This is a genomic window from Xanthomonas sp. NCPPB 3569 (assembly GCF_041475645.2).
GTDB classification, from domain to species: domain Bacteria; phylum Pseudomonadota; class Gammaproteobacteria; order Xanthomonadales; family Xanthomonadaceae; genus Xanthomonas; species Xanthomonas phaseoli.
The window spans coordinates 1,993,356-2,012,976 of record NZ_CM192969.1; the positions used below are offsets into that span (position 1 = coordinate 1,993,356).

16 protein-coding genes and 1 pseudogene are annotated in these 19,621 nt (G+C 65.1%); 4 read left to right on the forward strand and 13 right to left on the reverse strand.

The window, feature by feature from the left end; all coding sequences use genetic code 11:
• Positions 1 to 274: 274 nt before the first annotated feature.
• Positions 275 to 2,686: a glycoside hydrolase family 95 protein gene (locus tag ACCQ03_RS08550; RefSeq protein ID WP_057678286.1), complete on the forward strand. Its 2,412-nt coding sequence runs from the start codon at positions 275 to 277 to the stop codon at positions 2,684 to 2,686.
• Positions 2,687 to 2,948: 262 nt separating this feature from the next.
• Here ACCQ03_RS08550 and ACCQ03_RS08555 read toward each other — a convergent pair whose 3' ends face one another.
• The 12 genes from ACCQ03_RS08555 to ACCQ03_RS08610 form a co-directional block, all read right to left on the reverse strand.
• The gene (locus tag ACCQ03_RS08555) at positions 2,949 to 4,193 is read right to left on the reverse strand and encodes a glutamate-5-semialdehyde dehydrogenase (RefSeq protein WP_057678287.1); all 1,245 of its coding nucleotides are present in this window, start codon (positions 4,191 to 4,193) and stop codon (positions 2,949 to 2,951) included.
• Between the two features lie 129 nt (positions 4,194 to 4,322).
• The gene (gene proB / locus ACCQ03_RS08560) at positions 4,323 to 5,471 is read right to left on the reverse strand and encodes a glutamate 5-kinase (protein WP_209227991.1); all 1,149 of its coding nucleotides are present in this window, start codon (positions 5,469 to 5,471) and stop codon (positions 4,323 to 4,325) included.
• Between the two features lie 13 nt (positions 5,472 to 5,484).
• Positions 5,485 to 5,745 carry a YciI family protein gene (locus ACCQ03_RS08565; protein ID WP_057678289.1) on the reverse strand — a complete coding sequence of 87 codons (261 nt, stop codon included), beginning with the start codon at positions 5,743 to 5,745 and terminating at the stop codon, positions 5,485 to 5,487.
• The gene (locus ACCQ03_RS08570; RefSeq protein WP_057678290.1) at positions 5,742 to 7,040 is read right to left on the reverse strand and encodes an argininosuccinate lyase; all 1,299 of its coding nucleotides are present in this window, start codon (positions 7,038 to 7,040) and stop codon (positions 5,742 to 5,744) included. The genes ACCQ03_RS08565 and ACCQ03_RS08570 overlap by 4 nt, the downstream gene beginning before the upstream one ends.
• A 124-nt stretch (positions 7,041 to 7,164) precedes the next feature.
• Complete coding sequence (argC, locus tag ACCQ03_RS08575) at positions 7,165 to 8,115, reverse strand: N-acetyl-gamma-glutamyl-phosphate reductase (protein ID WP_057678291.1); 951 nt, start codon at positions 8,113 to 8,115, stop codon at positions 7,165 to 7,167.
• Positions 8,112 to 8,723, reverse strand: coding sequence for a GNAT family N-acetyltransferase (locus ACCQ03_RS08580; RefSeq protein ID WP_057678292.1), 612 nt, complete (start codon positions 8,721 to 8,723; stop codon positions 8,112 to 8,114). Before ACCQ03_RS08580 ends, argC begins: the two co-directional genes overlap by 4 nt.
• Positions 8,724 to 8,728: 5 nt before the next feature.
• The gene (locus tag ACCQ03_RS08585; RefSeq protein ID WP_209226842.1) at positions 8,729 to 10,072 is read right to left on the reverse strand and encodes an acetylglutamate kinase; all 1,344 of its coding nucleotides are present in this window, start codon (positions 10,070 to 10,072) and stop codon (positions 8,729 to 8,731) included.
• A gap of 44 nt (positions 10,073 to 10,116) precedes the next feature.
• Positions 10,117 to 11,217: an acetylornithine deacetylase gene (locus tag ACCQ03_RS08590; protein ID WP_209226845.1), complete on the reverse strand. Its 1,101-nt coding sequence runs from the start codon at positions 11,215 to 11,217 to the stop codon at positions 10,117 to 10,119.
• A 5-nt stretch (positions 11,218 to 11,222) separates the two neighbouring features.
• Entirely contained in the window at positions 11,223 to 11,675 is a 453-nt protein-coding gene (locus tag ACCQ03_RS08595) for a GNAT family N-acetyltransferase (RefSeq protein ID WP_209226846.1), read from the reverse strand.
• A gap of 242 nt (positions 11,676 to 11,917) precedes the next feature.
• Positions 11,918 to 13,156 carry an argininosuccinate synthase gene (locus ACCQ03_RS08600; RefSeq protein ID WP_209226847.1) on the reverse strand — a complete coding sequence of 413 codons (1,239 nt, stop codon included), beginning with the start codon at positions 13,154 to 13,156 and terminating at the stop codon, positions 11,918 to 11,920.
• 51 nt (positions 13,157 to 13,207) lie between these two features.
• Positions 13,208 to 14,239, reverse strand: a complete 1,032-nt coding sequence (locus ACCQ03_RS08605; RefSeq protein WP_209226848.1) for an N-acetylornithine carbamoyltransferase — start codon at positions 14,237 to 14,239, stop codon at positions 13,208 to 13,210.
• A gap of 313 nt (positions 14,240 to 14,552) precedes the next feature.
• Complete coding sequence (locus tag ACCQ03_RS08610) at positions 14,553 to 15,047, reverse strand: hypothetical protein (RefSeq protein WP_039571965.1); 495 nt, start codon at positions 15,045 to 15,047, stop codon at positions 14,553 to 14,555.
• A 177-nt stretch (positions 15,048 to 15,224) separates the two neighbouring features.
• Between ACCQ03_RS08610 and cysS the strand changes: the two genes are divergently transcribed.
• The 3 genes and pseudogenes from cysS (at position 15,225) to ACCQ03_RS08625 (ending at position 18,896) form a co-directional block, all read left to right on the forward strand.
• On the forward strand, positions 15,225 to 16,649 hold the full coding sequence (gene cysS / locus ACCQ03_RS08615; RefSeq protein ID WP_057677849.1) for a cysteine--tRNA ligase: 1,425 nt from the start codon (positions 15,225 to 15,227) through the stop codon (positions 16,647 to 16,649).
• 561 nt (positions 16,650 to 17,210) lie between these two features.
• Positions 17,211 to 17,648: a SufE family protein gene (locus ACCQ03_RS08620; RefSeq protein WP_017156110.1), complete on the forward strand. Its 438-nt coding sequence runs from the start codon at positions 17,211 to 17,213 to the stop codon at positions 17,646 to 17,648.
• A pseudogene (locus ACCQ03_RS08625) lies at positions 17,645 to 18,896 on the forward strand (MFS transporter). The gene ACCQ03_RS08620 and the pseudogene ACCQ03_RS08625 overlap by 4 nt, the downstream one beginning before the upstream one ends.
• A 205-nt stretch (positions 18,897 to 19,101) precedes the next feature.
• On the opposite strand, the gene dksA reads toward ACCQ03_RS08625, so the two are convergent.
• A complete protein-coding gene (gene dksA, locus ACCQ03_RS08630; RefSeq protein ID WP_223293187.1) occupies positions 19,102 to 19,464 on the reverse strand; it encodes an RNA polymerase-binding protein DksA in 363 nt (120 codons plus the stop codon).
• Between the last annotated feature and the right edge of the window lie 157 nt (positions 19,465 to 19,621).

Below are 19,621 nucleotides of genomic sequence, written 5' to 3' on the forward strand. Positions count from 1 at the left end.
ACAGACAACTGGCTTGCGGGAGTGTCGAAGGTACCGGGTCGGCCAGGCTGCGGCGAGCACGCGCTGCGGATCGGCTGCACGGGCGCCGACGTTTAGGTTGTCCTGAAATGACCACGCCGTGCATTGCATCCCTTGCACGCCAGTCTTCGATCGGTGCGCGCAAGCCACCCCCAAGCCAAGCAAACGTCATTGGAAGACCGGCAAAATCGCACGCTTCCGCAGGCGCGGCAGATGCTTTACAACGTTTGATCCCACGATTGCAGCGAGCGCTCGCATGCGCATTCCCCCCTCGCACGATTGCGCCAACCCACACCGCCGTCGCCTGCTCACCCACCTCGGTGCGGCCGCGCTGCTGCCGTTGCTCGGCCGTGCTGCCAGTAGCGACGCGACCACGCCACCGCTGCGCCCCACCCGTTCGCCGTTGCTGCCGCCCGAGCATGCGCTACGCCTAGCGTATGCGGCGCCTGCCAGCGATGCCCAGCTGTTGCGCGAAGGACTGCCGATCGGCAACGGCCGGCTCGGGGCGCTCTGCGGCGGAGCTCCTGCCTGCGAGACGCTGTTCGTTTCCGAAGGCAGCCTTTGGTCAGGCGGCAGCAACGCAGTGCTGCAGGACGATGGCCAGTTTGCATATACCAAGGAAGAGTTCGGCAGCTTCATGCTGCTGGCCAAGCTTTTTGTGGAACTGGAAGGGCATGCGCAGGCGCAGACGTCCGATTACCAGCGCGAACTGGACATGAGCAACGGCTGCGTACGCGTGCGCTATCGCATCGGCGACACGCGTTATACACGGACGCTGTTCGCAAGCCACCCGGATGCGGCCATCGTGTTGCGCCTGGATTGCGAAGGCGCAGGCAGCCACCGTGGCCGCATTCGCCTGGTCGACACGCATGCCGGGGCCGGTCGCGCCGACGGCCACGCCGGGCTGCGCTTCGCCGGCCAGCTCGATAACGGCCTGCGCTATGCCGCAGCGCTGCGCGTGCACAGCGACGGTGGCAGGCTCGAAACAGGCGAAGGCCTGCTGCAGTTTCATGACTGCCGTGGCCTGACCATCGTGTTGTGCGGCGACACCGACTACGCCGCCGATGGCGCACGCGGCTGGCGCGATGCCACGCGCGACCCGCTTGCGCTGGCGCGCAACCGCGCACAGGCCGCCGCCACAGTGCCTGCGGCGCTGTTGCTGGACACCCATGTGGCCGATCACCGTGCGTTGTTCGATACGTTGCAGGTGGAGCTTGGCCAGTCCAGCGATGCGCAACGCGGCCTGGAGACCTGGCAGCGCATCCAGGCCCGCGCCGCCACGCCTGCGCTCCCCGACCCGGAACTGGAGGTGGCCTATCTGCAATTTGGCCGCTATCTCACCATCGCCGCCTCGCGTGATGGATTGCCCACCAACCTGCAGGGCCTGTGGCTGGAAAACAACGACCCGCCATGGATGAGCGACTACCACAGCGACGTCAATCTGCAGATGAACTACTGGCTGGCGGACCCGTCCGGCCTGGGCGCCTGCGTCGATGCGCTGACACGCTATTGCCTGGCGCAGCTGCCGTCCTGGACACGCATCACCCAAACCCACTTCAACGACCCGCGCAATCGTTTCCGCAATACCTCCGGCAAGATCGCCGGCTGGACCGTGGCCATTTCCACCAATCCGTTCGGCGGCAACGGCTGGTACTGGCACCCGGCAGGCAACGCGTGGTTATGCGACAGCCTGTGGCAGCACTACGAGTTCACCCAGGACCGGGACGACCTGACGCGCATCTATCCGCTACTCAAGGGCGCCTGCGAATTCTGGCAGGCGCGCCTGATCGCAATGGAGGTCACCGACGCCGACGGGCGCACGCGACAGTGCCTGGTCGACGACCACGACTGGTCGCCAGAGCATGGCCCGGAAAATGCGCGCGGTATTGCCTATGCGCAGGAACTGGTGTGGACGTTGTTCGGGCAATACCGCCAGGCCAGCGCCCTGCTTGGCCGCGACGCAGCCTACGCCGCGACCATCGCCACGCTGCAGCAGCGTCTGTACCTGCCGGAGATCAGCCCGCTCAGCGGCCAATTGCAGGAATGGATGTCCCCCACGGACCTGGGTGAAGCCCATCACCGGCACCTGTCGCCGCTGATGGGTCTGTTCCCCGGCCATCGCCTGCATCCGGATCTGGCGCCGCCTGCGCAGCTGGAAGCAGCGCGTAAGCTATTGGAAGCGCGCGGCATGCAGAGCTTTGGCTGGGCTTGCGCATGGCGGGCGCTGTGCTGGGCAAGACTGGGCGATGCGGAGCGTGCTTATGCGCTGGTGCTGACCAATCTGAAACCCTCGATCGGTCATCGCAATGGCACCGCGCCGAATCTGTTCGATATCTACGATCTCAGCCAGCACGGCGACCCCACCCTTGGCGGGGTGTTCCAGATCGATGCCAACTTCGGCACCCCGGCCGCAATGCTGGAAATGCTGCTGTATTCGCGCCCTGGGCAGATCACGCTGCTGCCGGCACTGCCCAAGGCCTGGGCCGCGCAAGGCCGCGTTACCGGCCTGGGCGCACGTGGCGGATTTACGGTGGACATGGCGTGGCGCAACGGCGTGCCGACGCAGATCAGCGTGCGCAGCGTCGGCGGCACCCGCACCCGCCTTAGCTGGGGCGCCCAGGCGCACGACATTACGCTTGCACGTGGCCAAGTGCTGCGCGTGCTGTGAGCCAGTGCCACGTGCCGGCCGCGCTTGAAGCGTGACGCGGTTGCAAGCGCGGCAAGGCATCTGCTCGTTGGCCGGCGATTGGCTGCGCCCCGCAGTATGGCCTGGCCCAGCGTTACCCAGCCAGGTCGCACTGCGCACGCAAGGTATTGTGGAAAGCAGGTGCGTCCGGGCAGCATCCAATGACGCAGCGACGACATTGCCGATCGCTCAGCGATGCAAGCAGCCGCCGTTGATGGCGCTTGCGGCAGGTGTGCAGCCTTGCCTAATGCCGCACCTGGCCTTGGCCGCGCACCACGAAGCGCTCCACGGTCAGCGCTTCCAGGCCCATCGGGCCATAGGAATGCAGGCGCGTGGTGGAGATGCCGATCTCCGCGCCCAGGCCGAGTTCACCGCCGTCGGAAAAGCGCGAGGAGGCGTTCACCATCACCACCGCCGAGCGTAGCGACTGCACGAACCGTTCTGCGTTGCCGGCGTCCTGCGTGGCGATGACTTCGGTGTGGTCCGAGCCGTAGCGGTGGATGTGCGCCAGCGCCGTGTCCAGATCCGGCACCACGCGGATGGCCAGAATCAGGTCGAGAAATTCCGCGGCATAATCGTCGTCGCTGGCAGCACCGATGTCCGGCAGCGCCGCCTGCGTCGCCGCATCGCCACGCAGTTCCACCTTGCGTTCGCGCAATGCCTGCGCGGCAAGCGGCAGAAAGCGCTCGGCGATGTCTGCATGCACCAGCAAGGTCTCCAGCGAATTACAGGCTGCCGGCCGCGTCGCCTTGCCATCGATCAACAACCGCAGCGCAAGCTCCACATCGGCCGACGCGTCCACAAACAGATGGCACACACCCTTGTAGTGCTTGATCACCGGCACGCGCGCGTGCTCGGCGACAAACCGGATCAGCCCTTCGCCACCGCGCGGAATCGCCAGGTCGACGATCTCGTTGAGCTGCAGCAGCTCCAGCATGGTCTCGCGGCGCAAATCCTCGACCAGGGTCAGCGCCGCTTCCGGCACATTGGCGTTGCGCAAGGCCCGCTGCAGTGCGCGCGCAATGGCGGTATTGGAATGGATCGCCTCCGAGCCGCCGCGCAAGATCACGCCATTGCCGGCCTTGATGCACAGCGCGGCGGCGTCGGCCGTGACGTTGGGCCGCGCCTCGTAGATCATCGCGATCACGCCCAGCGGCACACGCACCTTCTGCACGCGAATCCCGTTGGGGCGCACATCTTCGCGCGTGACCTGGCCGACCGGATCGGGCAAGGCCGCCACCTCGCGCAACGCATCCGCGATACCGGCCAGGCGCTTGTCGTCCAGCGCCAGACGATCAAGCATGGCACTGCCGGTGCCCTTGGCACGCGCTGCCTCCAGATCGCGCGCATTTGCGACCAGGATCGCCGCGGCATCGGCTTCCAGCGCGGCAGCCATCGCCTCCAGCAAGGCGTGCTTGGCCTGTGCAGACAATTGCGACACCACCTGCGCGGCATCACGGCATTGCAGAGCGAGCGTTTTGATGGTCATTGGAGAATCGGGAATGGGGAATCGGGAATGGTAAAAGCACGCGACATCACTTTACTGCGACGTAATTGGCGCTGGGAACGTTCGGTGGGAAGCTCTTGCGATTCTCCATTCCCGATTCTCCATTCCTCGCTACAACACCACCAGATCATCGCGATGCACCACGTTTTCGCCGTAACTGTAGCCGAGCACATTCTCGATCTCGCGCGAGTGGCGGCCTGCGATACGACGGATATCCAGGGCCGAGTACTGACTCACGCCGCGTGCCAGACACTGTTCGCCCGCGCGCAGGCGGATCTCCACCATGTCGCCGCGACGGAAATCGCCCTGCGCGCCGGCCACCCCGCCTGGCAACAGCGAGGCGCCCTTGCCGGTCAGGGCCGCCGCAGCGCCGTCGTCGATGAGGATCGCGCCTGCCTCCACCGGTGCGTGCCGTAGCCAGTATTTTCGCGCAGCGATGCGCGTGCGTGCGGCGTGGATGCGCGTGCCACGCAGGCGGTCCTGCGCCAGGGCGCGTACCACCTCGCCACTTCGGCCGTTGAACAGATAGGTTTCGATGCCGGCCGCACCGGCCTTTGCAGCGGCCTCCAGTTTGGTGCGCATGCCGCCGGTGCCCACGCTGCTGCCGCTGCCGCCGGCCATCGCCAGCACTTCGGGGGTGAGCTCGGGCACATCGTCGAGCGGGCGCGCCAATGGGTTGCTGCGTGGGTCGGCGCTGTACAAGCCATCGATATCGGTGGCGATGAACAAGGCGTCAACATCGACCAGCGCTGCCACGATCGCGGCCAGGTTGTCGTTGTCGCCCAGCTTCAGCTCATCTACCGAGACGGTGTCGTTTTCGTTGATCACCGGCAGCGCGCCCAGCCGCAGCAGCTCGCCCAAGGTGGCACGCGCGTTGAGATAGCGGCGACGGTTGCGCAAGTCGTCATGTGTGAGCAGTACCTGCGCCACCGGTCGCTCGAAAAAGCGCTGCCACAACGCAATCAACTGCGCCTGGCCCAAGGCGGCCAGTGCCTGCCGCGCCGCGATCGGCGCGCCGACATCCACCGCCTTGGGCAGGATGGCGCGACCAGCGGCCACCGCGCCCGACGACACGATCACCAGCTCGCGCCCGGCAGCTAGGTTGGCGGAGACGAACTGCGCCAGACCCAGCGCGAAGCGCGGGGACAGCCCGCCCCCATCGGCGGCGAGCAGGCTGCTGCCGACCTTGAGCACCGCACGGCGCCATGGCGGCAGCGCCTGCTCGGTGAACGGCGACAAGGTGCTGGCAGGCGTGCTCATGGCAATGGCGTCCTCAGTGCGTGTTCCACTCGTACACCGTCAGTGCAGAAGCATCGCGCAGCACCAGCGGGTCGCGCGCAACGATCTGCTGCGCGTCTTGAAGCGTGGCCACGTTGACCAGCACATACGCGCCACCGCTACGATCGCTGAAGCCGCCGGTCAGCTCGAGCTGCCCGGCGGCGCGCAACGCATCGAGAAAGTCCAGATGCGGCTGCACCACATCGGCAGCAAACCCCGGCTTGCGCAGCGCAAGCACCAGATAGCGGGTCGTCATGCGCGAAGCGCCTGCCAGCGCGCCTGCAACACGTCCAGTTGCAGGTCGGCTGCCGCACCGGGCGACACCCGCGCAGCCAGGCTGCCTTCCGGCGTACGTCCCTGCCCTGCGGTCTCGGAGGCTTGCGCTGCGGCCTTGTACGCCTCGCGGAACGGCACGCCGGCTACCGCAGCTTCCACGGCCACATCGGTGGCGTACATGCCCAAATCGATGGCGGCACGCAATTTGTCCGGGCGCCATTCCAGATTGGCCAGCAAGGCCGGCAGCAGTTCCAGCGCTGCAAGTCCGCGGCCAAAGCCATGCACGATCGCGCCCTTGCTGCTCTGCAGATCGCGGTGATAACCCGACGGCAGCGACAGCAGCTGTTCGATCTCGGTGCGCGCTGCCGCCACGCTGGCATGGGTTGCGCGCATCAGCTCGATCACGTCCGGGTTGCGCTTGTTCGGCATGATCGAGCTGCCGGTGGTGTACTGCGCCGGCAACGCGACAAACGCGAATTCGCCGCTGGTGAACAGCGACAGATCCCAGGCGATGCGGCGCAGATCCAGCGTGGCGCCGCCGAGCGCTTCGAGCGCGGCCAGTTCGTACTTGCCGCGCGAAAGCTGGGCGTAGATCGGCGAGACCTGCAAACGTGCAAACCCCAGTTCGGCGGTGGTATGCGCACGGTCCAGCGGCAAATTCACGCCATAGCCTGCGGCGGTGCCGAGCGGGTTGCTGTCCACCAGCTGCAAGGTATCGGTTGCGCGTACGGCATTGTCGATGAAGGCTTCTGCCCAGCCCGCCCACCACATGCCGGCCGACGACACCACCGCCCGTTGGATGTGCGTATAACCGGGCACCGGCAGTTCGGCCTCTGCCTGCGCGCGATCCAACGCCACCTTGGCGATCTCGGCGCTGAGCGTGGCAACGCGCTGCAGCTTGTCCTTCAGCCACAAGCGCGTGGCGACCAGGATCTGGTCGTTGCGGCTGCGCCCGGTGTGGATCTTGCGGCCTGCATCGCCCAGACGCTCGGTCAAGCGCGCTTCGATAGCCGAGTGACAATCTTCGTATTGCGCATCGAGCACGAAGGCGCCGCTGCGAAAATCGGCGGCCAGCAGGTCGAGCTGTTCGCTCAAGCCACCCAGCTCCTGCAACGACAAGATGCCGATGTGCTGCAGCCCCTGCGCATGCGCCTTGCTGGCAGCGATGTCATACAGGAAGAATTCGCGATCCAGGATCACATCGTCGCCGGCCAGGAAACTCTGGATCTTGGCGTCCACGGCAACGCCAGGTTTTTGCCACAACAGATTGGTCATCGGAAAGCGTCTCGAGTCAGTCGTCCAGTTTCGATCCCCGCACAGGGATGTGCGGGCTGTTGCAAGGCACTCGCTTCGTTGAATCCCTGCACAGGGATGTGCAGGCTCTTGCGAGGGACTCGCATCAACCAATTGCCATCAACTCGTCCCAGCCCAGCGCCAGGTTGAGGTTTTGCATCGCCTGCGTTGCCGCACCCTTGAGCAGATTGTCCAGCGTCGCCACCACCACCACGCGCTTGTTGCCGGGCGCCAGCGTTACTCCGCCAATCTGCACACCGTGCTTGCCGGCGATGCGGCTCACCCAGGGCGCCTCGTCGACGATCTCGATCAATGGCTCGTCGGCATAACGCTGCGTATAGCGCGCCTGGATCTGCTCGCGCGTCAGTGGCTGCTGCAGCCACAGATTGACGGTCATGGTGATGCCGCGGAAATGCGGTGCCACATGCGGCATGAACTCCACCGGCACGCCGAGCTGCGCAGACACCTCGCGCTCGTGCATGTGGTTGGTCAGCGCATACGGCATCAGATTGTCGGCGAGCAGCTCGGGATTGTTCTTGTCCGAAGGCGTGGTGCCCGCGCCCGAATAGCCGGACACGCCGAAGCACTGCGGCGGGCCGGCCAGCTGGTCGAGCAATGGCGCGATCGTCAGCTGCATCGCGGTGGCATAGCAGCCCGGGTTGCTGATGCGTCTTTGCCCGGCGTAGCTGCCGCGCGTCAACTCAGGCAAGCCGTAGTACCAGGCCGGATCGAAGCGGTAATCTGCCGACAGATCGATCACCAGCGTCTGCGGCGCTGCGGCGTCGATCGCGGCGACGAAAGGCGCTGCCATGCCATTGGGCAACGCCAGGATCACCACATCGGCAGCCTTGGCGGCCACCGCGTCGGCATCCAGGTTCTCGTAGCGCAACTGCCCCTGGTAGGCACCGTTATGCTCGGCCACGCGCTGTCCGGCCAGCTCGCGCGAGGACACGAAGCTCAATTGCAGCTGCGGGTGCGCCGCCACCAATTTGATCAATTCCGAGCCGGTATACCCGCGGGCGCCGACAATGCCGATGGTCTTTGGTTGAACAGTCATGCGTTTGCTTCCAGGCGGAACTGCAGGTGGCGTTTGACCCCGGCCCATTCCGTATCGATGATGGAAAACACCACGGTATCGCGCGGCGTACCGTCGGCGTGGCGGGTGTGGTGGCGCAGCACGCCGTCCTGTTTTGCGCCCAGCCGCGCGATCGCTGCGCGCGAGGGATGGTTGAACCAGCTGGTTTCGAACACCACGCTCAAGCATCCCAGTGTTTCGAAGGCGTATTGCAGCAGCATCAGCTTGGTTTCGGTGTTGACGCCGGTGCGCTGCACGCGCGGCGCGTACCAGGTGTAGCCGATCGACAGCCTGGGCACCGCTGCATCCAGCGCGTAATAGCGCGTGCAACCGACGATGTCGCCGGCCGCGTCGCGCACCGCAAATGGCAACGCCGCGCCGTCGGCGCAGGCGGCCAGGGCTGCGGCGATATACGCATCGACCTGCTCAGGTGCGGGCACGCTGGTGTACCACAGCCGCGACAGCGCGCCCTCGCCCAGTGCCTCGCGCAACCCATCGGCGTGCACTGCTTGCAGCGGCTCCAGGCTCGCATGCCGTCCACGCAGGCTGGGCTGTTCGCGCCAACGTGCTGGCAAGCCGACGACGCTCATCGCAGTCAGCCCAGCAAGGTCGGCTGACGCGTCGCGCAGTGCGCAACGCAATGCTGGATCTGTTCGAAGTTTTCCAGCCCGTACCAGAACACCTTCCACTTCTCCTGCTTGATGCAGCCGTCCGATTCGGCGTAGTAAAAGATATTGACCTGGTTGTTATGACGCGAGCGCCAGAACAGTTGTGGGGTCTCTTCGCGCATCACGTTCCACACCGCACGGCCAAGGCCTTCGCCCTGCGCATCGTCGAGCACGGCGAACTTGTCCAGATAGGTCAGCCTGCCCGCACCGAACTGGCCTTCGTCGGTCAGGATCACCGCGGCGCGATAGTTTTCGCTGACATACGCGCGCAGCAACGTGGTGGTGTCGAAATACTCCGGCACCAGCGTGCGGCCGAAGCTGGACTCGATCAGCGACTTCAGCCGAGGCAGATCCAGTTCGTCCCAGGAGGTGGCGCGCAGCACGCGCTCGCCGCGCCGCACCAGCGTGCCCGAGCCCTTGTGGGTGAACAGTTCCTTGGCCAGGTCCGCCGGCCGGGTGATCGACACCGACGACTCCAGCGGCAGGCGATCGAGCAAGTCCTTGATCTGCTCGATCTTCACCCGCATGCCGCCGTTGATCCACGGCTGCTGCATCAGGTGATCGAACTCGGTAGACAGGTTGATCGAATCGATCAGCTTGCCATCGGCATCCAGCAGGCCGCCGGTGCCGGTGAGAAAAATGATCTTGTACGGCTGCAGCTCCTGCACCAACTCGTTGGCGGCGAAATCCGCATTGACGTTGAGGATCTGCCCGCTGGGCGTTTCGCCCAGGCTGGTGATCACCGGGATGGAGCCGGCCTGCAGGCTGGCTTCGATCGGCGCCAGATTCACCGCCTTGACCTCACCGACCAGGCCGTAGGTGTCGGGATCCAGATACTCGGCCTCGAACACGCCACCGGTAATCGAGGTCGCACGCGCACCGTTTTGCTGCAGCGCTTCCACCAGTTTCAGGTTGGAGGCCTGGAACACCTTGCGCACGATCGCCAAGGCTTCGGGCGAGGTCACACGCAGTCCGTTGACCGTGTGCTTTTCGATGCCGGCTGCCGACAGCTCTGCATCCAGCTGCGGGCCGGCGCCATGCAGCACGATCGGGGTCAGCCCCACTTCCTGCAGGAACGACAACGACGAGGTCAGCGCGTCCAGATCGTCGCGCAACACCGCGCCCCCCACCTTGACCACTGCGAAGCGCTTGGCGTCGAGCTGCGAAAACCGCTTGAGGTACTGGCTGATTTCCTTCGCGCTGGCCATGCTCGAAAGCAGGCGCACGATGGTCTGGCGGGTTTGTTTGTGGGGCTGTGCGGAAGGGGACATTGCCGTGTTCGAAAGAGGAAAGGGAGCGCCAGGCGCGTGTCGGCTCAACGCGAACCGTTGATGATGCGATGGACCGATTCGGCATAACGCTGCAGCTGCGCCAGCGTCACGAATTCGTCGGCGGTATGCGCCTGGGCGATGTCGCCCGGACCATACACCAGCGCGGTATAGCCGCCGGCCGAAAACAGCGAGGCCTCGGTCCAGAAGTCCACTGCGTTGCCGATCGGCAGGTCCAGCGCATCGGCCACATCGCGTGCAGCCAGGCGGCGTTCTTCCGCGCGTGCGATGTCGCCCGATGGCAGGCTCGGCCCGCGGAAGGTTTCTTCGAAATGCGCTGCCGCCGGTTCGGCGAAACCGGCGAAGGTTGCGAGCAAGCCATCCACGTCCATCGACGGCAGCGGACGAAAGCCGAAGCGCACTTCGGCTGCCGGCGCGATCATGTTGGCCTTGATGCCGCCCTCAACGCGGCCGATGTTGAAGCGCAATCCGGTCAAGCCGCCGAAGCGCGCATGCGCCAGCGATTCCACATGGTCCAGGGCTCTGCCACCCCAGCGCATTGCCTGATGGAGCGCGCTCGCCGAGGGATCCTGCTTGCCCGAGGCATGGCCTGCGCGCCCGGCAAACCGCATCAACACCGAACTGATGCCGCGATGCGCCAGCACCGCTTCGCCCAAGGTCGGCTCGGCCACCAAGACAGCTTCGTATTGCACGCCACGCGCCAGGAACGCGGCGATACAGCGCGGGTCATTGGCTTCTTCGTCCGAAGAGAACAGGAACGCGGCATCGCCATCGCCGGCATTGGCCGCGGCAACCAGCGCCGCCGCCGCGCCCTTGATGTCGCACACGCCCAGGCCCACCACGCGGTCGTCCAGGCGTCGCATCACGTGCGGGTCGGCGCTCCAGTGCGGCGAATCCGGCACGGTGTCCAGATGCACATTGAACAGGTACTTCGGCGTGCCGCGCACCGCATACAAGCTCACCGCCCCTGCACCGTGATCGACCACCTCGACCTGGAACCCCGGCAGCTGCGCGCGCAGATAATCGAAGATACCGCCATGCGCGGCAATCGCACGCGGCGGATTGCGGGTGTCGAAGGACACCAGCGCCTGCAGGTGGTCCAGCGTGGAGGTGAGCAGGTCAGTCATGTGTGTCAGGCAGCCGTGGTGGTGGTGCGGTAGAGATCGGGATATGCGATTTCCATCAACGCCTGCTGCCGCTCCGGCGCGGCAAAGCCGTGCTGTGCGTACAGCGCATGTGCATCGGAAGTGGCGAGCATGAAGCGGCGAAGGCCCTGCAGATGCGGATGGGCCATCACTGCCGCCACCAGTTGCTTGCCATAGCCGCGCCCACGGTGGGCATCAAGCACGAACACATCGGCCAGATAGCCGAAGGTGGCACCGTCGGTGATCACTCGCGCGAACGCCACCTGCACTACGCCCTCGCAATAACCGCCGAAACACAGCGAGCCGGCGATCGCCCGCTGCACCGTGTCCAGCGGGATGCCCAGGCACCAATAGGCCTGCTCGCTGAGGAAGCGATGGATCAACGGCAGATCGAGTTCCTGCTTGTCGGTACTGATGCGTAATGCGGGCATGGGTTCCATCGCAGTGGCCCTCTTCTCCCACCGGGAGAAGGTGCCCCGAAGGGGCGGATGAGGGGCGCCTCACGAAACTTCGCGAAGCAACCAGGTCGAACGCGTCGCCACGCGCCCAGATGGAGAACGATGGACGCAATGCTGCAGTAGTTCCCCATGACTGGCGCGTGGCGACGCGTTCGTCATGATCGATCTTGGAGGTTTCTGCGGCACCCCCAAGCCCCTCTCCCCGGGGGGAGAGGGGCTTTTGCTCAGCGGTTGACCTGCGCGTACAGCGTCGAGCTCATCCCGAACAGCTTGATGAAGCCTTCCGCTTCTTCCACGCCCCAGTCGGCCGATTGCGCGTAGGTCGCACCCTTGGTGTTGAGCAGGTGCGGCGAGCGTACCGCCACCGCATCGACGCGGCCGCCGCGGGTTTCCAGCGTCACCTCGCCATTGACCTTGGACTGCGAGGACTTCAGGAACGCCTCGATATCGCTCTTGAGCGGGTCGTGATAGAAACCTTCGTACACCAGCTCCACCCACTTGCGCGCCACGTCCGGCTTGAAGCGGTTCTGCTGCTTGGTCAGCACTGCATCTTCCAGCGCACGGTGCGCGGTGAGCAGCGAAATCAGGCCCGGCGCTTCGAACACGATGCGGCCCTTCAAACCGATCACGGTGTCGCCGGTATAGACGCCACGGCCCACGCCGTACTGCGCGAACAAGGTGTTGAGCTTGGCCAGGATCTTGGCACCCGGCAGCGGCTTGCCATCCAGTTCCACCGCTTCGCCTTCGACGAATTTCAGCGTCACCGTCAGCGCTTCGCTCGGCCAGGCGCTGCGCGGCGCGCACCAGCCGCGCGCGCCCTCGCCCGGCGCTTCCCAACGATCGATCTCGCCGCCAGACATGGTCAGGCCCAGCAGGTTCTCGTTGATGGTGTAGGCCTGCTGCTTGGCACGCACGCCGAAACCACGCGCTTCCAGATAATTCTGCTCATAGGCACGGGTCTGGGTGTGCTCTTTCTGGATCTCGCGGATTGGCGCAACAATCTGGTAGTCGCCCAGCGCCTTCACTGCCAGGTCGAAACGCACCTGGTCGTTACCCATGCCGGTGCAACCGTGCGCAATGATGCGCGTGCCCAATTCTTCGGCACGCTTGAGCGCAGCATCCACGATCAGGTAACGGTCCGATACCAGCAACGGGTACTGGCCCTGGTACCCCTCGCCCGCCCACACGAACGGCTTGACGAAACCCTCCCAGATCGCCGGGCCACCGTCCACGGTGACGTGGCTGGCCGCGCCCAATTCGGCGGCGCGCTTCTCGATGAACTCACGCTCTTCGGCATCCACACCACCGGTGTCGGCAAACACGGTGTGCACCGCATAGCCGCGCTCCTGCAGATACGGAATGCAGAAGCTGGTGTCCAGACCACCGGAAAACGCGAGGACGATGTCTTTGGTGCCGGGAGTCGGGATTCGGGATTCGGGATTGGTGGAAGCAGCGCTCATCATTGTTCCTTAGTACGTAAATGTGGGGGCCAAGGGTGTTGCTGTTGCGATTCTCTAATCCCGATTCCCGATTCCCGCTTGCGAAGCAAGCGCCGCCATGATCGCCTTCTGCACATGCAGGCGATTTTCGGCTTCATCGATGGCGATGCAGTTGGGCGAATCCATCACGGCATCGGTCGCCTTGACGTTGCGGCGCAGCGGCAGGCAGTGCGAGAACACGCCGTTGTTGGTCAGCGCCATCTTGCGTTCGTCGACGATGAAATGCTGGTACTGGTCGCGGATCGGCTTCTCTGGTTCCCAGTTGCCGAAGAACGGCAACGCGCCCCAGCTCTTGGCGTAGACGACATCGGCGCCGGCATAGGCGCTGTCGATGTCGTGGCTCACCTGCAGCGAACCGCCGCTTTCGGCCACGTTTTGCGCGGCCCAGTCCATGTAGCGCTGATCCAGGAGGTAGTCCGGCGTCGGGCACAACAGGGTCACGTCCATGCCCATGCGGGTGGCGATGGTCAGCGCCGAGTTGGCCACCGCGGTGTTCAGCGGCTTGGGGTGGTAGGTCCAGGTCAGCACGTACTTCTTGCCGCGCAGATCCTGGGTCCCGAAGTGTTCCTGCAGCGCCAGCGCATGCGCCAGCTCCTGGCATGGGTGGGTGATGGTTTCCATGTTGATCACCGGTACCGGCGAGTACTTGGCAAAGCTCTTGAGCACCTGGTCTTCGCGGTCCTTGGACCAGTCCACGAACTTGGGAAACGCGCGCACGCCGATCAGGTCGACATAACGCCCCAGCACGCGCGCCACTTCGGCGATGTGCTCTTCGGTGTCGCCGTCCATCACCGTGCCCAGATTGAACTCGATCGGCCACGCATCCTTGCCCGGCTGCAGGACCACCGCATGCCCGCCCAACTGGAACGCACCCAGCTCGAAGCTGGTACGGGTGCGCATGGAGGGGTTGAAGAACACCAGCGCAATCGACTTGCCCTTCAGCTCGCTTCCCAGCTTGTTGCGTTTGAACAACGCGGCCTGGGTCAACAGCGCATCCAGTTCGGCGCGGCTCCAGTCCTGGGTGTTCAAGAAGTGCTTCAGTGACATCGATCGATCCTTTAGCTGCGTGCTACTGCTGCGTTGGTCCGCCAGGAGCGACGGGGTGCGCGACATGCGCGTTTCTTGCGGTTGAAACTTTTGTGACGCCAAAACGAAAAAACCCAGCCTGTGGGCTGGGTCTTCAACGTCGGAACAGCAAACGCCCCGGCTTACCCAGCGAAAATGTGGGATTCCGGTCGGCGGGCACGCGAGGTCATGCCGGAGGCCATCCGGGCGGCGCTGGTGTCGTGCTGAAAGGCGTTTGCTTGCATAGGGCGCGAATCCTCGCACGCATGTGGGCACGGCGCAACCGCTGCGCATCTCATCGCGGCGGCGCGACGATGGCGTCGGGAATGTAGGGAGTCACCGAGACCCGGATGCGCAGCCGGTTGCCCGGATCTTCCGGCAGGCGCGAACGGTATTTGGTGCCCTTGTAGACATAGTCCACGTCAAAGGCGATCGGCCGGCGGAACTCACGCGGCACTTCCACCACCTTGCAGTTGCGCCGCGTGCTGGTCGGCGGCACCGCAGCGGGCGCGGCCGGTTCGGGGCGACGCGAGAACATTTCCTTGACCGAATCCACCATGCGGTTGATGCGGCCCTCGTCCTCGGCCGGCGCTGCCGCAGCCTGTGCCGCCTGCTCGGCTTCGCATTGCTCTTCGATACGCGTGGCGCGAAGCGTCTGGTAGACCGGCTCGACGTTGAGCACCTGCGCATAATCCAGTTTCACGTTCTCGATCACCACAACCCGGTTCTTGGGGTCGGGCTCTGCCGCATGCGCCGGAATGACTTGCCCGGCAAACGTACACAGCAGCATGAAGAACGGAGAAGGTCGCATCAGTACCGGGAACGCGCAGCCAGGCAGTACGTAAGTGTATGGAGCTTGCGGCCGCCTGGGCTGAACGCAACCCATCCGGTGGCCATGGTCGGGCTGGCGATTCGCCATCGCGCCACAACGGGCTAGAATCGCGCGATTGCCCTTTTTCGGATGCCGATGAGCCTGCGCCTGCACAACAACCTGACGCGGCGGGTCGAGCCGTTTGCGCCGCTCGATCCGTCCAGCCCCACCCTGTATGTCTGCGGTCCCACCGTCTACAACTACGCGCACATCGGCAACGCCCGTGGCCCGGTGGTGTTCGATGTGCTTGCCGCGTTGCTGCGCCGACGCTACGGCGCACTGCGCTACGCGCGCAACATCACCGACGTGGACGACAAGATCAACGCCGCCGCGCAGGCGCAGGGCGTACCGATTGCGACGATCACCGATCGCTTCGCGGCGATCTACCGGCAGGACATGGCGGCGCTTGGCGTGGTTCCACCGGACATCGAACCGGAGGCCACCGCGCATATCCCGCACATCGTGGCGATGATCGAGCAGCTGATCGCCAGCGGGCATGCCTATGCCGCAGAAGGCCACGTGCTGTTTTCGGTCTCCAGCTTCGAGGACTACGGCAAACTCTCGCGGCGCGACCCGGACGAAATGCTGGCCGGCGCACGTGTGGACGTGGCGCCGTACAAGCGCGACCCCGGCGACTTCGTATTGTGGAAACCCTCCAGCGACGACCTGCCCGGCTGGGAATCGCCATGGGGCCGCGGCCGCCCGGGTTGGCATATCGAATGCTCGGCGATGGCTGCGGCGCATCTGGGCCCCACCATCGACATCCACGCAGGCGGCGTGGACCTGCAGTTTCCGCATCACGAAAACGAGATTGCGCAGAGCGAGTGCGCGCATGGCGGTGCCACCTTTGCGCGCTTCTGGCTGCACAACGGCATGCTCAATTTCAGCGGCGCGAAGATGAGCAAGTCGCTGGGCAATATCGAAACCGTGCACGAGCTCATCGCCAGGCATCCGCCCGAAGCGCTGCGCTATGCGCTGTTGAGCGCGCATTACCGTCAGCCACTGGATTGGTCGGATGGGTTGATCGAGCAGGCCAAGAACACGCTGGACCGGTTGTATGGGACGTTGCGGGATCTGGCTGCGCTGGCAGCCGAAAGCGGCAGCGACTTTGCACCATCCAAGACGATTCCCGCCGAGGTGGAGTCCGCTCTGGATGACGATCTCAATACGCCGCTGGCCTTGTCCGTCATGGCAAGCATCGCCTCCGATGCGCGTGCATTGCGCAGCGAACTGATGCACAGCGGCCAAGCGCCGGCGCGCATGACCGAGCTGCATGCCGCGCGCGCCAAGTTGCTTGGTGCCGGCATGGCGTTGGGGTTGTTGCAACAAGACCCGGCTGCATGGTTCTCGCGCGGCACCGACGCAGGCGACGATGCCCGCATCACTACCCTGGTCGAAGAGCGCAGCGCGGCGAAGAAAGCCAAGGATTTCGCCCGCGCCGATGCCATCCGCAAGCAGCTCGCCGACGAGGGCATCGTCCTGGAAGACACCCCGCAGGGCGTACGCTGGAAACGCGCCTGACCGTTCCTATTCCGTCGGGAGAATGTGGCGCTCAGCGCCGGATGAGGGTGCGAGCAAAGCCACCTGTACCAGCCACGAGGCTTCGCCCGTACCCTCACCCCAACCCCTCTCCCGATGGGAGAGGGGCAATACCCGGGTTCACCACTCCCCTCATCCTCTGAACCGCACTTGCATACCTCCACGCCCAACGCGCATGACCGACCCTTCTCCCACCGGGAGAAGGTGGCGCTCAGCGCCGGATGAGGGTGCGAGCGAAGCCACGTGCACCAGCCATGAGGCTTCGCCCGTACCCTTACCCAATCCCTCTCCCGATGGGTGAGGGGCAATGCCTGAGTTCGATACCTGCTCATCCCCTGAAACCTCAATTGCACACCTCCACACCCAACGCGCATGACCTACCCTTCTCCCACCGGGAGAAGGTGGCGCGCAGCGCCGGATGAGGGTGCGAGCGAAGCCACGTGCAACAGCCACGAGGCTTCGCCCATACCCTCACCCCTCTCCCGGAAGGAGAGGGGCTCTGACCAGATGCCCTTAGTTTTTGCGATCGATTCTGGAACTTAGATGACCAACTCCCCCTTCCCGCTCGAACCCACTGCCGCCGAGGCGCAGGCCGCCATTGCCGAGGAGTTTTCCTTTTTCGGCGACTGGTCCGAGCGCTACCAGTACCTGATCGACCTTGGACGCAAGTTGCCCGCCTTCCCGGAACAGTGGAAAACCGAAGAGCACCGCCTGCATGGCTGCCAATCGATGGTCTGGATCGTGCCGGAGGGCAACGCCGAGCGGCTGGATTTCCATGCCGTCAGCGATTCGGCCATTGTCTCCGGGCTGATCTACCTTGCGCTGCGCGTGTATTCGGGGCGTAGCGCGCAAGAGATCCTGGCCACCGAGCCTGACTACATCGCCGGAATCGGCCTGGCTAAGCATCTGTCGCCGACCCGCAGCAACGGCGTGGCAGCGATGCTGGCCTTCATCCGCGATACCGCGCGCGCGCAGCAGTGAGCACGCCCGCCCCATCGCCCGCCGATTCGCTGCGGACGCTGCTCGCCCATCCAGGCTTCGGCCTGGTGCTGCTGTACCGCGTGGCAGCGATGCTGTCCTACCAGATCGTCGCGGTGACGGTCGGTTGGCATATCTATGAAATGACCGGCAACCCGCTCTCGCTGGGGCTGATCGGCCTGGCTGAAATCCTGCCGTTCTTCTGCATCGCCCCCTTTGCCGGCTACCTGGTCGATCACCTGCCGCGCCGCCGGCTGGGCATGGTGGCCGTGCTCGGCTTGGTCGCAACCGCACTGCTGCTGTTGGCGATCACGCAAGGCTGGCTGCCCATCAAAGGCGTGTGGCCGATCTACGCCGCCATCTCGCTCACCGGCGCGGCGCGCTCTTTCCTGTCGCCGGTCTACAACGCCTTGTTTGCACGGGCGCTGCCGCGCGAAGCATTCGCACGTGGTGCCAGCATCGGCAGCGTCACCTTCCAGGCCGGCATGGTGATCGGCCCGGCGCTGGGCGGTGTGCTGGTCGGCTGGGGGCGGCAAGGGCCTGGCCTACGGGGTCGCCGCCAGCGTGGCGATGCTGGCGATCCTGGCGTTGGCGTTGTTGCGTGTCAGCGAGCCAGTCAGCGAGGGCCCGCGTGCGCCGATCTTCCGCAGCATCGCCGAAGGCGCGCGGTTCGTACTGTCCAACCAGATCATGCTGGGCGCCATGGCGCTGGACATGTTTTCGGTCCTGCTTGGCGGCGCGGTCTCGATGTTGCCGGCCTTCATCCACGACATCCTGCACTACGGCCCGGAAGGCCTGGGCATCCTGCGCGGTGCGCCGGCGCTGGGTTCGATCGTGGTTGGCGTATGGCTGGCGCGGCACCCGCTGCAGCGCAATGCCGGGCGCGTGCTGCTGCTGTCGGTGGCCGGCTTCGGGCTCTGCACCATCGCCTTCGGACTGTCGCGCCATTTCTGGCTGTCCGCGGCGATCCTGCTGGTGTACGGCATGTGCGACGGCGTCTCGGTGGTGGTGCGCCAGACCATCCTGCAGTTGGCCACCCCCGATGCCATGCGTGGCCGGGTGTCTTCGATCAATGGCATCTTCATCGGCTCGTCCAACGAGCTGGGCGCATTCTACGACGGCGTCATGGCGCGCCTGGTCGGGCTAGTGCCTGCGGTGGTGATCGGCGGCTGCGTCACCCTGGGCGTGGTGGCCACCACCGCCTGGAAGGCGCCGCGCCTGCGCAAGCTGGACCTGCGCGATCTGCAGTGAGCTGCGCAATCGCGCGATTGCCGGCCCACTGCGTCGCGCTGGAGCAAAGACATTCGTGCCGCGAGCCGCGACCAGGTGCCGTCATTCAACTGCGCGCGACGGCGGTTCGCCGACGTGCGCTGACTGACCAGGTACCGATGCAACGGATCAGGCGTCCATAAAAAAACCCCGCACATGGCGGGGTCTTCATGAGCCAGGCGGACGGTCAGTCGCCCTGCTGCTTCTGCAAATGCTCCCAACGCTCCTGGGCGTCGATGGTGCGCTCGGCAGTCAGGCGCGCTTCCAGGCGGTCTAGGCCAATCTCTTCTCCGGTGTCCACGCAGTAGCCGTAATCACCGTCTTCCAGACGCTTGAGCGTGCTGTCGATCTTGGAGATCAGCTTGCGGGCGCGGTCACGGGCACGCAGTTCCAGCGAGTTTTCGGTCTCGCGGGTGGCGCGTTCGGCTTCATCGCCGATATCGCGCACTTCTTCGCGCAGGTTTTCGATGGTCTGCTTGGATTCCTCCACCATCTCGTTGCGCCAGCTCTGCAGACGCTGGCGGAAATATTCCTGCTGCAACTTGTTCATGTACTCCTCGTCCGCGGAAGGCTTGTAGCCCTGCGGCAGGATCGGGCGACCGGTTGCTTCGTCGGTCTTGTACTCGACCACCTTGTACTTGGTCTTGGGAGCCGCGCTGGACGGCTTGGACGTCACGGCCACGGCCACCTTGCCGACCGGACGGGTC

What these genes read in the sequence shown, in the direction of transcription:
- ACCQ03_RS08550 (WP_057678286.1), top strand. Translation starts at nt 275, where the DNA reads ATGCGCATTCCCCCCTCGCACGATTGCGCCAACCCACACCGCCGTCGC.
- ACCQ03_RS08555 (WP_057678287.1), bottom strand. Translation starts at nt 4,193, where the DNA reads ATGACCATCAAAACGCTCGCTCTGCAATGCCGTGATGCCGCGCAGGTG.
- proB (WP_209227991.1), bottom strand. Translation starts at nt 5,471, where the DNA reads ATGAGCACGCCTGCCAGCACCTTGTCGCCGTTCACCGAGCAGGCGCTG.
- ACCQ03_RS08565 (WP_057678289.1), bottom strand. Translation starts at nt 5,745, where the DNA reads ATGACGACCCGCTATCTGGTGCTTGCGCTGCGCAAGCCGGGGTTTGCT.
- ACCQ03_RS08570 (WP_057678290.1), bottom strand. Translation starts at nt 7,040, where the DNA reads ATGACCAATCTGTTGTGGCAAAAACCTGGCGTTGCCGTGGACGCCAAG.
- argC (WP_057678291.1), bottom strand. Translation starts at nt 8,115, where the DNA reads ATGACTGTTCAACCAAAGACCATCGGCATTGTCGGCGCCCGCGGGTAT.
- ACCQ03_RS08580 (WP_057678292.1), bottom strand. Translation starts at nt 8,723, where the DNA reads ATGAGCGTCGTCGGCTTGCCAGCACGTTGGCGCGAACAGCCCAGCCTG.
- ACCQ03_RS08585 (WP_209226842.1), bottom strand. Translation starts at nt 10,072, where the DNA reads ATGTCCCCTTCCGCACAGCCCCACAAACAAACCCGCCAGACCATCGTG.
- ACCQ03_RS08590 (WP_209226845.1), bottom strand. Translation starts at nt 11,217, where the DNA reads ATGACTGACCTGCTCACCTCCACGCTGGACCACCTGCAGGCGCTGGTG.
- ACCQ03_RS08595 (WP_209226846.1), bottom strand. Translation starts at nt 11,675, where the DNA reads ATGGAACCCATGCCCGCATTACGCATCAGTACCGACAAGCAGGAACTC.
- ACCQ03_RS08600 (WP_209226847.1), bottom strand. Translation starts at nt 13,156, where the DNA reads ATGATGAGCGCTGCTTCCACCAATCCCGAATCCCGAATCCCGACTCCC.
- ACCQ03_RS08605 (WP_209226848.1), bottom strand. Translation starts at nt 14,239, where the DNA reads ATGTCACTGAAGCACTTCTTGAACACCCAGGACTGGAGCCGCGCCGAA.
- ACCQ03_RS08610 (WP_039571965.1), bottom strand. Translation starts at nt 15,047, where the DNA reads ATGCTGCTGTGTACGTTTGCCGGGCAAGTCATTCCGGCGCATGCGGCA.
- cysS (WP_057677849.1), top strand. Translation starts at nt 15,225, where the DNA reads ATGAGCCTGCGCCTGCACAACAACCTGACGCGGCGGGTCGAGCCGTTT.
- ACCQ03_RS08620 (WP_017156110.1), top strand. Translation starts at nt 17,211, where the DNA reads ATGACCAACTCCCCCTTCCCGCTCGAACCCACTGCCGCCGAGGCGCAG.
- dksA (WP_223293187.1), bottom strand. Translation starts at nt 19,464, where the DNA reads ATGAACAAGTTGCAGCAGGAATATTTCCGCCAGCGTCTGCAGAGCTGG.